The organism is Nocardia coffeae (genome assembly GCF_019890715.1).
In the GTDB taxonomy this organism is placed as follows: domain Bacteria; phylum Actinomycetota; class Actinomycetes; order Mycobacteriales; family Mycobacteriaceae; genus Nocardia; species Nocardia jiangxiensis.
Genome location: NZ_JAINZY010000003.1, coordinates 406,002 through 418,699, shown reverse-complemented (window position 1 = coordinate 418,699; position 12,698 = coordinate 406,002). Strand labels below are relative to the sequence as shown.

The following is a 12,698-nucleotide window of genomic DNA, read 5'->3' as shown; positions in this document are numbered from 1 at the left end:
CGGGCAGCGGCATGCCGGGCCGCGCGCCCGGTCAGTCGACGTAGGCGCGTGCCAGGATGGCTGCGGTGTCCACACCGGTGGGCAGGGTGCCGAAGGCGATACCCCAGTCACCGCCGAACCTGCTGGCGCAGAAGGCATCCGCGACGGCGGAATGGCCGTGGCGAACCAGTTGCGCGCCCTGCAGGACCAGCGCCATCAGTTCGACCACGCGGCGAGCGCGGTATTCGATCTCGCCGAGGTCGGTGAGTTCCTTGCCGATTCGGTCGATCGCGTCGTCGAGGTGGTGATTCGCGCCACGGGCGAGGGAGACCTCGTTGAAGTACGCCTCCACGCTCTCGGGCTGACGTCCCATGGCGCGCAACGCATCCAGCGCCGCGACATTGCCCGAACCCTCCCAGATGGACATCAACGGGGACTCGCGGAACAACCGGGGCATGCCCGAATCCTCGACATATCCGTTGCCGCCCAGGCATTCCAACGCTTCCGCGGCATGTGCGGGGGCGCGCTTGCACACCCAGTACTTGGTGACCGCCAGCGCGATCCGGCGCAGCGCCGCCTCGGCGGGATCACTCCCGGCCCGGTCGGTGGCCCCGGCCAGACGCATCATCACGGTGGTGGCCGCGTCGGATTCGATCACCAGATCGGCCAGCACGTTGCGCATCGCGGGTTGATCGATCAGCTTGGCGCCGAACACTTCCCGATGGCGCGCGTGGTGCACCGCCTGTACGAGCCCGGCGCGCATGCCGGTGGCCGAACCGATCACGCAGTCCAGCCGGGTCATATTGACCATCTCGATGATGGTCTTGACGCCCGCGCCCTCCTGGCCGACCAGCCAGCCGACGGCGTTCTCGTATTCGATCTCCGAGGAGGCATTGGACTTGTTGCCCAGTTTGTCCTTGAGACGCTGCAGGCGAAGGGCATTGCGGCTGCCGTCGGGCAGGACGCGCGGCAGCAGGAAGCAGGACAGCCCGCCCGGCGCCTGAGCCAGGGTCAGGAACATGTCCGACATCGGCGCGGAGGTGAACCACTTGTGCCCGACGAGGCGGTAGCTGCCGTCGGATTGCGGTGTGGCGGCGGTGGTGTTCGCGCGGACGTCCGAGCCGCCCTGCTTCTCCGTCATCGACATTCCGGCGATCAGACCGGCCTTGGTGGACGGCTCGCGCAGGCCGAAATCGTAAGTGCGCGAACCCAGCAGTGGCTCGTAGCGGGCGGCCAGCTCCGGATTGTGCCGCAGGGCGGGCACGATCGCGTAGGTCATCGAGATCGGGCACATGTGCCCGGCGTCGGCCATGCCCCAGGTGTAGAACTTGGCCGCGCGGGCGGTGTGCGCGCCGGGACGTTCGTCCAGCCAGGGTGAGCCGTGCAGGCCGTGTGTCACCGCGACGTCCATCAGCCGATGCCAGTACGGATGGAACTCCACCTCGTCGACCCGATTGCCGTAGCGGTCGTGCGTGTGCAGCACCGGCGGGTACTCGTTGGCCACCCGGCCCCACTCCTGGGCCTCGAATCCGCCTGCGAGCGCGCCCAATTCGCGCACTTCGGGTTCCACCCAGCCAGCGCCCTCCCGGTGCAGGCCCTCGATCAGCGCCGGATTGTGCGAGTTGTCGAACGGAACGATATTCGGAACCTGGTTGAACACCTCGTGGGTGGGCATGCGGAACTCCTATTCGGGCGACGCCGGAGTGCGGTCGTCGCGGGTCTGCGGGATGCGCGCATCTCCACGCGCGCTGTCCGTATTGCGAATGTCGTGAAATCCCAACGCGCGCAAGGCGAAATCCACCAGTTCGGGAATCACCGACTCACTCTGCCGGGCCTCCGCGAGCGGCCCGACCAGCACCTCGCCGATGGCCCCGACCAGTGCGGCGGCGCTGACACGGGGATTCTGCGGCGGCAACTGGCCACCGGCCACCCCCTCGGCGACGGCGGTTTCGTAGATCTCGGCGAAGGCGCGGCGGAAGCGCAGCCGTTCGGCGTCCACGGCGGTATCCACCGGCTCGGCGAGCAGGACGTACGCCAGTTTCGGATTCTTCAACGCGCGCCCGGCGAAGGTCTCCACGGATGCGGTGACGCGCTCGACGACGCCACCCGACCCGCCCGCCTCGGCCACGGCGGCCACCTCACGCCCCACGACCTCGCGGAACACCGCGGTGACCAGTTCGGCCTTACCGCTGTAGTGCTTGTACACCGTGCCCGTGGCCACGCCCGCCTCGGCCGCGACCGCAGCCATCGACAGCCCGGCGAAGCCCTCCCGCGAGAGCACCCGCGTGGCGGCATGCACGATCACACCCGCCTGCTTGTCGAGACGGGCCTGTACAGCGGGGGTTCTGCGGTAGGCCACACAAGAAGTGAATCACAAATTCATTTCTTGACGCAAGGGCGGTTCGGGGACGTATCGTCGGGGTGTCGGCAGGACAACCAGCGAGGAGAAAACGTGAGCGTCCGAATCGAGCGCAGCGGGCCGGTGTTCACCGTCGTTCTGGATCGGCCGGAGGCTCGCAACGCGGTCGACGGTCCGACGGCGGACGCGCTGGCGGATGCGTTCCGGGAGTTCGACGCCGATCCGGCGGCCGCGGTCGCGGTGCTGTGGGGTGCGGGCGGAACCTTCTGCGCCGGAGCCGATCTCAAGGGTCTGGGCACCGAGCGGTCCAATCACGTCACGCCGGACGGCGACGGGCCGATGGGCCCGACCCGGATGCGCCTGTCCAAACCGGTGATCGCCGCGGTCTCGGGGTATGCGGTGGCCGGCGGACTCGAACTGGCGCTGTGGTGCGATCTGCGAATTGCCGAGCAGGACAGCACCTTCGGCGTATTCTGCCGACGCTGGGGCGTTCCGCTCATCGACGGCGGCACGGTTCGGCTGCCGCGCATCATCGGCGAGGGCCGGGCCATGGACATGATCCTGACCGGCCGCGCCGTCGGCGCCACCGAGGCATTGCAGACGGGCCTGGTGAACCGCGTCGTACCCAATGGCGAATCACGCAGTGCCGCAGAGGATCTCGCACGAGAGCTGGCCGCGCTCCCGCAGACCTGCCTGCGCTCGGACCGGATGTCCGCACTCGAACAGCAGGGCCTGGACGAGACCTCCGCCATCGCGAACGAATTCCGCCACGGCATGAACGCCCTGTCCGACGCCGACGGCGCGCTCGCGGGCGCACAACGCTTCGCCTCCGGCGAGGGCCGCCACGGCCGCCCTGCCTGACCCGGTCGGCGTCGAGGGTGACATTCGGCCGAACAACGCACGGGACAACGCCCCGACGCCGATGCCCAGCGACACGACGGACTCGACGCCCACCGAACCGCCATGAGCCCAGCTACGGCCGTCCGAGACGGCGCGTGTGACGCGAGATACGACTGCGCGGCCCGGAGGCGACATCCCGCCGAACGCACGGCGTGCGGCGATGGCACGATGACGACATGCCTGCCGATCAGCGCCCGATGAGCCGACTCGGCGTCGTCGACGAGATCTTTCTGCGCACCCATCGGGGTATGGGCACGCCGATCGCGTTGCAGGGGCTGTGGCGGACCGCCGATCGGGTCGGGCCGGAAGTGCTGGAACAGGTGCATGCCGCCCTGCGGACGGGGCCGCTGGGTCGGCGCGTGGTGCGGGCTCGGATTCCGGGGGCGCGGCCGTATTGGCGGGCGAATCTCAGCGCGCATCCGCTGGAGATCGCCGAGCGGGTGCTGCGCGCGGACGAGGTGCTCGACTGGGCCGATACCCAGGGTTTCGATCTGGATCCGGAATACGGTCCGGGGTGGCGACTGGCCACCGCGGCGCTCGCGGACGGGGGTTCGGTCGTCGCACTGACCTGCTCCCACGTCCTGGCCGACGGGCGCGGTCTGACGATCGCGGTCGATCAGGCGCTCTCGGGCGCCGCGTCAGCGGAAGTCACAGCACCACAGTCGGATTGGGTGGACGCGCGACGACAGTGGGGCATCGTTCTGAGCGGTGCGGCGCGGGCGTTGCGACAGGGTGTGCCGGAACGCGCGAGCACCGCACCGAGCCGCTCGGACCCGGCCGACACCTGCGGTGTCGTACTGGAGATTCCGGTGGCGGACTGGGAACTCGCCGCCACCGCACGCGCCGCGACGGGTAACAGCCTGTTCGTCCACCTGATCGCACAGATGTTGTGGGACAGTGGATTCGACGGTTCGGAGATCTCGGCCAGTATTCCGGTCGATACCCGGGGCGAACCGCGCGTCGACAACGACATGGCGATGACCTCGGTCACCGTCACCCGCTCGGACACCGTCGCCGCTCTGCGCGAAAAGTGCCGTGCCGCATACGAATACCGCATGTCCAGCCCCGGCGGCATGCCCGAGGAGATCCTCCAGGTCCTCCCCGCCCGCGCCGCCCACGCTCTGACCCGCGGCGCCGGGGAACGCGACATCCTGTGCTCCAACATCGGACGACTGCCGAACACCCTGTCCCACCTGGGCCCACATCACTGCCGCGGCGTCGCCGCCCGCGCCATCCACCCCGGCCTCACACCCCCACTCCCCCGAACCCGCCTGTCCGCCTACCTCTCCCGCCTCGCCGACACCTACACCCTCGCCCTCACCTCGCTGGACCCCGCCCACATCCGATCCCCCAGGGCCCTGAGCGATCTCGCCCGATCCGTCCTCGCGACGCACGACCTGACGCCGACCTTCTGGTAGCCCGTCCGAACACGATCGACCCGGCCGCCGCAGTCCCCGCACGCAGCGGTGGATCTCACCGGCGACGTGCCCCGACTCGCTACGATCCGCGAAGTCCCCAGCGCAGCGCCGGGGCGATCGGACGATGCGCATCCGGTTTCCGCGAGGGACGCTGCCCAGCAGCCCGAGCGACCGTCGGCGATCGACGAATGGGCTACTGCCCCAGGCGGTCCAGGACGTGCTGCGGGATCTCGATGCCCGGGACCAGGTCGGCGGAGGGGATCGGTGCGTCGAAGATCTGACGGGTGGGCAGGACGCCCGCCCAGACGTTCGCGGTGAGGTCCGATTCGTCGTCACCGGGATCGCCCGCGCGGGTTTTCACCGAGGCTTCGGTGAGGTCGAGGGACAGGACGGTGGTGGCGGCCAGTTCCTTCTTGGTGGGTGAGCGGACGGTGTCCCAGGCGCCGGGGGCGGCGTGTTCGACGATGACGCGCAGGGCGTGCAGGCGCTGGTCGTGATCGGTGAGTTCGACCGGGCGGCCGTGCACGACCGCGGAGCGGTAGTTCATCGAGAAGTGCATGGCCGACCGCGCGTAGACGATGCCGTCGACGAGGGTGACCGCGACCGACACATCGCTCGTCATGGCCGCGCGCAGATTGCCCGCTCCGGTGGATCCGTGCAGGTAGAGAGTGTCTCCGTCGCGTCCGTAGATGGTGGGCAGCACGACCGGAGCGCCGTGCATCAGGACGCCGAGATGGCAGATCGTGGCGGCGTCGAGGATCGCGTCCAGCGCGGCGCGGTCGGTGGCGTCGCGCTGGCCCCGGTACCGGGTCAGGGTGCTGCGGGGCGTCGGCGAGAGCGGAGTGCGGGTGGCGACTGACTCGGTCATACTTTCAGACTCCTCGCACCAGTGGCATTATCGAATGGCCAATTACGCACTCTTTCGAAAGACCACTTAATGGGCCAGCCGGATCTGCCACTCCTGATCGACCGCACGTCGGCGACACCGCTGGCCGTGCAGGTCGCCGACGGCCTGCGCGGCGCCGCCACCGAGGGCCGACTGCGCGGCGGCGACCGGCTGCCCTCCTCGCGCACGCTGGCCGCCCAGCTCGGCGTCAGCCGCACGGTGATCACCGCGGCCTACGACCAGTTGCACGCCGAGGGCTGGCTCAGCGGTCGCCACGGTTCGGGCACCTATCTCACCGCCTCGCCCGCCGCCGCACCGCACAGCCCCGCTTCCGTCACCGCCGAGGATCCGGCCGCGGATCTGCTCGACCTCGTCCCGGGCACCCCGTGCGTCGCGGCGATCGACCGAGCGGCCTGGCGACGGGCGTGGCGCGCGGCCGGAGATCGAATTCCCGCGGCGCACAAGAACAGAGCGGGTGAGCCCGATTACTGCGAGGTCGTCGCGGAACATCTGCTGCGGCACCGCGGCCTGGGCGCGGGCAGTGAAACCGTGGTGCTGGCCACCAATGGAACCGGCTCGGCCGTCAGCGAACTCGCGTCCGCGCTGCTGCGCCCCGGCGATGCGGTGGCGGTGGAGGAACCCGGATATCTGCGTGCGGTCGGCGCGCTGCGGGCCGCGGGCATCCGGGTGGTGCCCGTCCCACTCGATGCCGACGGCCTCCGGGTGGACCTGATACCGCCGAATGTTCGCGCCGTGTATTGCACACCGGCACACCAGTTTCCGCTCGGCGCGCGCCTGCCCGCCACCCGCCGCGTCGCCCTGGTCGACTTCGCCCGCCGCACCGGAGCCCTGGTGATCGAGGACGACTACGACGGCGAACTGCGCTACGACACCGCTCCGCTCCCACTGCTGGCCACACTGGCTCCCGATGTGGTGATCCACCTGGGCACCACATCGAAGATCCTGTCCACCACATTGGGCGTCGGCTGGCTGGTCGCGACGCCGGAGATCGCGAATGCCGTAGTGGCACAACGTGAATGGATCGGCACCCATCCCGCTCCCGCCGGACAGCGGGTTCTGGTGGAGCTGGCCCGCCACGGCGATCTGGCCCGCCACCTGCGCCGCCTCCGCCGCGAAATGCCCCCTCGCCGAGCGCTTCTGGTGGACGAACTGCGCGCGCACGGCCTGGACGTCAGCGGCGACGACGCGGGCTCCCACGTCACCGTGCCGCTCCCCACCGCCGCCCACGAACAACGCGCCGTCGCCGCGGCCCGCACCCACGGCGTCCTGCTCGACGGCCTGGCCCGCCACCACAGCGGCCCACCCCGAGAATTCGGCATCCCCCTCGGCTACGCCACCCTTCCACCCGCCGACCTGGCCACCGCAGCCCGAATCGCCGCCGACTGCATCGCAAGCGCATGATCGCCGAAATAGCCGGGGAACGCCCATGTCTCAGGGATGGCCGATGTGCGACACTGGCGCGGTGCAGCCCAAGCGTAGGGTTCACTTCGTGGGCAGCTTGCCCGCGGAGTTGGACAGTCCAGACAAGGCAATGGCGTTCGCTGTCGACACAGCCGGTGAATTCCTGGACGGCATGGTTCCGGGCGGTGAGGCGGATCCATATCGCGCCCAGTGGTACGTCAGACCCATCATCGACCGGTTCGACAGCGTCCCGGCGCTGGCGCCCGCGCGCCGCGGTGATTGGTCGACACTGCGCTCCCGCGACACCTTTCGGCTTCGGGGGGGCCGATCACTGGGCGAAGACGATATCGACCACGCGCTCGGCTATGCGCAGGAGGCCAGGCGTGCCATGGACGCGTTGGTCGACATGCGCCGGACCGATCCCGGACTTCGCTTGCAGGTAGGCATACCGACGCCCCTTGTCATCGGCTTCATCGCCTTCGAGGCGCGGATGCTCATGTGGCGGCGAGGCTCGGCCGGCCGTGGTGACCGAGGCTTCCCCTATTACCGCCCGATCGTCGACGCCACCGTCAGGGAGATCGTCCGTATCCATGAGGCGTTGCGGGACAACGTCGTATTCCAACTCGAACTGGCAGCGGAGACGCTTCTGTGCGCACAAACACCTGCGGGCGTGCGGCAGGGCCCGGCCACCGTGGCGGGTCGCGCGATCGCACGCCTCGTCGCACGGGCACCCCATAACGCCCGCTTCGGTGTGCACCTGTGCTACGGGAGCCTCGACGACAAGCCGGCCGTGGCGCCGAGATCGATGGCCTCGGTCGTCGCGCTGGCCAACGCGATAGCGCGATACTGGCCTGCGGGAAGGCATCTCGATTTCGTCCACCTCCCCATCGGCGACGGCAAACAGGCGCCGGTTCGGCCGCGGTACTACGCGCCCCTGGAACGCCTCGAATTGCCTGCCGGCACGCGTGTCATCGCCGGGCTCGCACATCCGGCGCAGCCGCTCGCGCAAGCACGACAGGCACTGGCAGCGGCGGAGTCGGCCTACGGCGGTCTGTTGGACGTCGCGTCCCCATGCGGTCTGGGCCGCTATACGACCGTCGACCGGGCGCGGTCCGCCGTAGCACACGCAGTCGCCTTGGCTGAAACAGATTCGTGAAACGGCCGGAAGAACCTATGAATTCGGATCATGTTGCGGCGGAGAACAACCGAACGCCGCAGCCGTTCAACCCCGGTCAGCTGAACTCTGCCAAGGTGTATGACTATCTGCTGGGCGGAAAGGACAATCGCGAGATCGACCGCGACATGGCCGATGAAATGCTCTCTCGCGCACCCGAACTCAAGACCTTGGCCTGGTTCACCCGGAGTTTCATGCTCAAAGCGGTCGAGATGGCCGCGGCAGCCGGTATCCGTCAGTTCCTCGATCTCGGCTCGGGGATCCCGAGCTCGCCCAACGTGCATGAGGTGGCTCGGAAGATCGAGCCGTCAGCGCGGGTGGTGTATGTCGACTACGACCCGGTCGTGCACGCCCATTGCGACGCGCTGCTGGCAAAACCACGCGATGTCTCTGCGCTGCTGGGCGACATTCGTCGTCCCGACGACATCCTCGATCAGCTGAAGAACCACACCCTGATCGATTTCAACGAGCCAGTGGCAATCACGCTCATCGGTGTGCTGCATTACGTGATGGACTCCGAACACCCCGCCGAGATCGTCGCCGCCTTCCGGGATCAGTTGGCACCAGGCAGTTACCTGGCGATCGGTCATGGCTCCCTCGATTCCGACCCGGCGATACTCCAGGTGCTCACCGGCACCAATGACAGTTCAGCCCAGGTCGCCTTTCGGTCCACAGCGCAGACGGAGGCATTCTTCGCCGGCTTCGAGTTGCTCGAACCTGGCGTGGTGCCGGTGCAGCAGTGGCTGCGCCCCGACTTGCCGGAGACTCGAATGGTCATGCTCGGTGCCATCGGCCGCAAACCCTGAGGGCCGACAGGAACAGGAGTAGTCTCGAATACTTGTTGGCCGCCTGCACATTCGAGCGTGCATCAGGTGCTTTCCCAGTCGATCAGAGGATGACGTGATGAAGACCCTCGAAACTGTCGCTGGTGTCGTGTCGACGATCGCAGCGGTCGCCATCGTCACGACCGGCACCTCGGTTGTCGGTGCCCCTGTCGCCTTCGCCGATCCCGGCAAGTTCCTCATCACCCGAGAGGTCCCCACCCTGGAGGATCTCCACGCCCAAGTCGCGTTCCTGATCGAAACACCCGCCTCCGACGAGGCCAAGGCCGCCAATCTGGAAGGCGGCATGAAGGCGGTCGTGGTCGCGCGCACCCTCTACAACCTCGGTCTGTTCCGGGCTCCGCTCGGATCGAATCAGATCACCGGTCCCGAAACCCAGAACGGCAACGTACACACCGCAATGCTGCGCAGCAAGACAGCGGGACGACCGGATCTGGTTGCGCGCGTGGTCTGGAAGCGTATCGATGGTGTCTGGAAGCTGTCCAACAGTTCCGTGTGCGAGGGCGTCAAGGCCGTGGGGCTGGCGATGGCCTGCGACTTCTGATCGGCTCCGTGCGCCGTGATCGATATTCGTGACCTCACCCTGAGCTACTCGGGCGTGACCGTCCTCGAAGTCCCCGAACTGACCGTGGCAGACGGGGCACTCACCTACCTGATCGGTCTCAACGGCACCGGCAAAACCACGCTGCTGCGGTGTATCTGCGGCATCATCGCGCCAGCTACCGGCACCGTCCGGGTCGACGACACCCTCATCCGGGCCCATCACACCACACCGGCAACTCTCGGAATGCACCTCAACTACCGAGCTTTCGACCCACGCCACACCGCACGTCGGCACCTGCGCTGGATCGCCCGCGCTCGTGGACTGCCCACCGGCCGGGTCGGCGACGTCCTCGAGATGGTCGACCTCGTCCGGGTCGCCGATCGCCGGCTGGGGCACTATTCGCTCGGCATGCTCCAACGTGTCGGCATCGCCGCCGCATTGCTCTCCGAGCCTCGAACCCTGCTGCTCGATGAACCTCTCAACGGTCTCGACGTCGCGGGCATCCGCTGGATACGTGAACTGTTGCGCCACCTCGCCGATGCCGGGACCTGTGTCCTGGTTGCCTCGCACCTGCTCGATGAGGTCGAACGCAACGCCGACCACATCGTCGTCCTCGGCAACCAGCGCATTCTGACCGACCAGCCGTTCGCCCAGCTCATGAAAACCCTGGGTCCTGGTGAGACCAGCCTCGAAGACGCCTACCTGCGAATCGCCGGACTGCCGGCCGATGTCGCGTTCGGAGTGGCCCCATGAACGGTCCCGGCCCGGCCACCTTGATCCGCCGCGGCATCGCCGCCGAATGGACCCGCACCACCGGACGCAGCTTCCTGTGGACCGCCGCCGTCCCCCTCACCTTCGTTCTGCCGCTGGTCATCACCTTCGGAATCGCCGCTGTCGCAGAACGACTCGCCACCCTCCCCGGACAGAGTTACGTAGCCAAGGCCTCCACCACCAACTCCGTGTACTGGGTGATCACGTTGTCCGTGTCGGTCATGATGGTCACCACCGCCTACGCCCACGCCACCCAATGGCGCGGTCAGACAAGCGATCTCAATGCCTTCCTGTTTCCCCGGTCCTGGCCGGTCGCGTTGGCCCGGTGGATCTACTACGGCGTCATCACGGCGATAATGACAGTCGTCCTGCTCGTCGTCGTCATGGTCACGCTGCCACACCAGTTCCCGCAAATCTATGGGGCAGTGGACATCACCGACTCCGCTGGTATCCGGTTCCTCTGGACCGTCCCGAGCTACGCGTTCGCCGCATGTGGAGTGGGTGTCGCGGTCGGGTCACTGATTCGCACGCCGTCCGCCGCCGTCGCCGTCCTCTTGTTCTGGGTTTATGTGGCCGAGAACGCCATCAATCTGCTACCCCATGGGTACACCCTGCAGGCCTACGCGCCGTTCCTCAACGCCGTCGCCGCAACCGGCCAGGAAGTCGCCTTCCTCCCTCGCTTCGGCCGCAATGGATCTCTGCTCTACTTCATCCTCATCGCCGTCACCCTCTTCGTCGGCACAGCCGTCCTACCGGTCCTCATTCGCCGGATATCCGGATATCGCAGAACGACGCTCACCAGATCAAGCACAACCTGAGCCAAGCCCCGCGCGATCACACAGAAACCGGACGAACCTCGAGCGGAAGCCTTCCCATCACCGGGATCGGACCCATGGCTCGCGGGAGCTTCTTGGTTGTCACCGGCTGGAACTCCCACTTCGACAGCAGACTGTGCAGAGTCGTCTGCAGTGCCATCCAGGAATAATTGTTGCCGATACACATCTGATTGCCCATGCTGAACGGAACGAAGCTCCTGCATTTCGCCCCGGAGCGGGAGGCCGACCACCGATCGGGGTCGAAAGTGTTCGGATCGGCGAAAATATGCGGGTTGCGGTGAATCGCCGCAATGCTGTAGCCGATATCGGTTCCAGCGGGAAATGTGAAACCGTCGAGTTCGACCGTGGTGACGCTGCGTCTGGTCTGCAGCAGTGGCGAATGGATCCGCGTGACCTCGTTCAGGAACCGGTTCAGGTAGTCGAGCTGGTCGAGGCCTCGGGGGCCGATATCTCCCGCGGCGGAGATCTCTTGCCGCAGTTTCGAAGCCACCTCCGGACGCTGGGACAACTCGTACAGAGCCCAGGTCAACATGGCGGTCGAGGCGTCGATCCCGCCGAAGAGAATGGTCACGGCCTGCTCTGCCAGGAACTTGTCACTACGCGATTCATCATCTGACGAACTCAGCAGGATGTCGATCAGGTCGTTCCGGCGGTCACCGCTGTTCCGGCGCGCGACAAGCAGGCCCTGGCAGTACTCCCGCAGTTGCGTTCCGGCCGACAGGAATTTGCGGTTCACCGGCAATGGCAGACTCGCAACCCTCTTCGGCAGCACACTGCCCACTACGGCACCTGCGCCTATGTCCCCGACCAGACTCGAGATGAGTTGCAGCTCTTCGGTATCGGGTTCGTGCGAGAACATCGACCCGAGCAGGTCGGCGATCACCAAATCCAACAGTACGGAACGGGCCTCGATGATCTGGCCTGGCTGCCACGAACTCGCCAACGCATCCGCGTTACGCTTTACGACGTGCGCATAGCTTTCCAACTCTGTTCGATGGAACGCGGGTTGGAGCATACGACGAAGATCCCTGTGTCGCTGACCATCCGCGACGATCAACGATTCCCCGAATATGAGCCGGATGCGTTCGAAGAGGAGCCCTCGCTCGTAGGCGTCGGAGTTCTCCACCAACACCCTGTGGAGTAGTTCGAAGTCGGTAATGACATAGACGACGAGATTGCCGATATCGACACGTGCTATTTTCCCGACGCTGGCCAGATCCACCATGAACTGGACCGGATCACGCCATATTCTCCAACCGTGTCCGAGAACCGGCAAACGTCCGGGCCCGCACGGGACGTCACGAAGATCCACTGCATGCCGCCTTTCTTGCACCACCAACCCGTCGGCGGCACAACGCTGTGCCACGGTCCGGCCGATGCCGCTGGACGCCTCGGCTACGAGAAGCGGGCCTTCCGACCAGATCGGTCATAGCCAACTCCTGGATCAGCGTGTCGGGCAACGATCTCCGCACAACCCCCGGCAAACCTGCCTCGGTCTCGGACTTCTCCGATCGTCCACGCGAAGACTCCTGATAGGTGACAACCGAGCTGGATCACTGAGGCCTGT

The 12,698-nt window shown here is 67.0% G+C and carries 12 protein-coding genes; 8 read left to right on the top strand and 4 right to left on the bottom strand.

The genetic code is table 11. The annotated features are described in order from the left end of the window. Nucleotides 1-31: 31 nt before the first annotated feature. Both K7711_RS15330 and K7711_RS15325 read right to left on the bottom strand, forming a co-directional pair. Nucleotides 32-1,654, bottom strand: coding sequence for an acyl-CoA dehydrogenase family protein (locus K7711_RS15330; protein ID WP_222969942.1), 1,623 nt, complete (start codon nucleotides 1,652-1,654; stop codon nucleotides 32-34). Between the two features lie 9 nt (nucleotides 1,655-1,663). Beyond that, complete coding sequence (locus K7711_RS15325; RefSeq protein WP_222969940.1) at nucleotides 1,664-2,338, bottom strand: TetR/AcrR family transcriptional regulator; 675 nt, start codon at nucleotides 2,336-2,338, stop codon at nucleotides 1,664-1,666. A gap of 93 nt (nucleotides 2,339-2,431) precedes the next feature. On the opposite strand from K7711_RS15325, the gene K7711_RS15320 reads away from it, so the two are divergent. Then, nucleotides 2,432-3,199: a crotonase/enoyl-CoA hydratase family protein gene (locus K7711_RS15320; protein WP_222969939.1), complete on the top strand. Its 768-nt coding sequence runs from the start codon at nucleotides 2,432-2,434 to the stop codon at nucleotides 3,197-3,199. 215 nt (nucleotides 3,200-3,414) lie between these two features. Then, the gene (locus K7711_RS15315) at nucleotides 3,415-4,656 is read left to right on the top strand and encodes a hypothetical protein (RefSeq protein ID WP_235747206.1); all 1,242 of its coding nucleotides are present in this window, start codon (nucleotides 3,415-3,417) and stop codon (nucleotides 4,654-4,656) included. Between the two features lie 193 nt (nucleotides 4,657-4,849). On the opposite strand, the gene K7711_RS15310 is transcribed toward K7711_RS15315, so the two are convergent. Then, the gene (locus K7711_RS15310; protein ID WP_222969936.1) at nucleotides 4,850-5,524 is read right to left on the bottom strand and encodes a pyridoxamine 5'-phosphate oxidase family protein; all 675 of its coding nucleotides are present in this window, start codon (nucleotides 5,522-5,524) and stop codon (nucleotides 4,850-4,852) included. 69 nt (nucleotides 5,525-5,593) lie between these two features. On the opposite strand from K7711_RS15310, the gene pdxR reads away from it, so the two are divergent. From pdxR to K7711_RS15280, 6 genes are all read left to right on the top strand, one after another. Next, nucleotides 5,594-6,964, top strand: a complete 1,371-nt coding sequence (gene pdxR, locus K7711_RS15305; RefSeq protein ID WP_222969935.1) for a MocR-like pyridoxine biosynthesis transcription factor PdxR — start codon at nucleotides 5,594-5,596, stop codon at nucleotides 6,962-6,964. Between the two features lie 88 nt (nucleotides 6,965-7,052). After that, entirely contained in the window at nucleotides 7,053-8,120 is a 1,068-nt protein-coding gene (locus K7711_RS15300; protein ID WP_222969933.1) for a hypothetical protein, read from the top strand. 17 nt (nucleotides 8,121-8,137) lie between these two features. After that, the gene (locus K7711_RS15295; protein WP_222969931.1) at nucleotides 8,138-8,944 is read left to right on the top strand and encodes an SAM-dependent methyltransferase; all 807 of its coding nucleotides are present in this window, start codon (nucleotides 8,138-8,140) and stop codon (nucleotides 8,942-8,944) included. Between the two features lie 97 nt (nucleotides 8,945-9,041). After that, nucleotides 9,042-9,524 carry an MTB12 C-terminal domain-containing protein gene (locus K7711_RS15290; protein WP_222969929.1) on the top strand — a complete coding sequence of 161 codons (483 nt, stop codon included), beginning with the start codon at nucleotides 9,042-9,044 and terminating at the stop codon, nucleotides 9,522-9,524. 15 nt (nucleotides 9,525-9,539) lie between these two features. Next, entirely contained in the window at nucleotides 9,540-10,277 is a 738-nt protein-coding gene (locus K7711_RS15285; protein WP_222969927.1) for an ABC transporter ATP-binding protein, read from the top strand. Beyond that, nucleotides 10,274-11,113, top strand: a complete 840-nt coding sequence (locus tag K7711_RS15280) for an ABC transporter permease (RefSeq protein ID WP_222969926.1) — start codon at nucleotides 10,274-10,276, stop codon at nucleotides 11,111-11,113. The genes K7711_RS15285 and K7711_RS15280 overlap by 4 nt, the downstream gene beginning before the upstream one ends. Before the next feature lie 16 nt (nucleotides 11,114-11,129). Here K7711_RS15280 and K7711_RS15275 read toward each other — a convergent pair whose 3' ends face one another. Next, a complete protein-coding gene (locus tag K7711_RS15275; protein ID WP_222969925.1) occupies nucleotides 11,130-12,443 on the bottom strand; it encodes a cytochrome P450 in 1,314 nt (437 codons plus the stop codon). Nucleotides 12,444-12,698: the final 255 nt, after the last annotated feature.

What these genes read in the sequence shown, in the direction of transcription:
- K7711_RS15280 (WP_222969926.1), top strand. Translation starts at nt 10,274, where the DNA reads ATGAACGGTCCCGGCCCGGCCACCTTGATCCGCCGCGGCATCGCCGCC.
- K7711_RS15315 (WP_235747206.1), top strand. Translation starts at nt 3,415, where the DNA reads ATGCCTGCCGATCAGCGCCCGATGAGCCGACTCGGCGTCGTCGACGAG.
- K7711_RS15330 (WP_222969942.1), bottom strand. Translation starts at nt 1,654, where the DNA reads ATGCCCACCCACGAGGTGTTCAACCAGGTTCCGAATATCGTTCCGTTC.
- pdxR (WP_222969935.1), top strand. Translation starts at nt 5,594, where the DNA reads ATGGGCCAGCCGGATCTGCCACTCCTGATCGACCGCACGTCGGCGACA.
- K7711_RS15290 (WP_222969929.1), top strand. Translation starts at nt 9,042, where the DNA reads ATGAAGACCCTCGAAACTGTCGCTGGTGTCGTGTCGACGATCGCAGCG.
- K7711_RS15295 (WP_222969931.1), top strand. Translation starts at nt 8,138, where the DNA reads ATGAATTCGGATCATGTTGCGGCGGAGAACAACCGAACGCCGCAGCCG.
- K7711_RS15310 (WP_222969936.1), bottom strand. Translation starts at nt 5,524, where the DNA reads ATGACCGAGTCAGTCGCCACCCGCACTCCGCTCTCGCCGACGCCCCGC.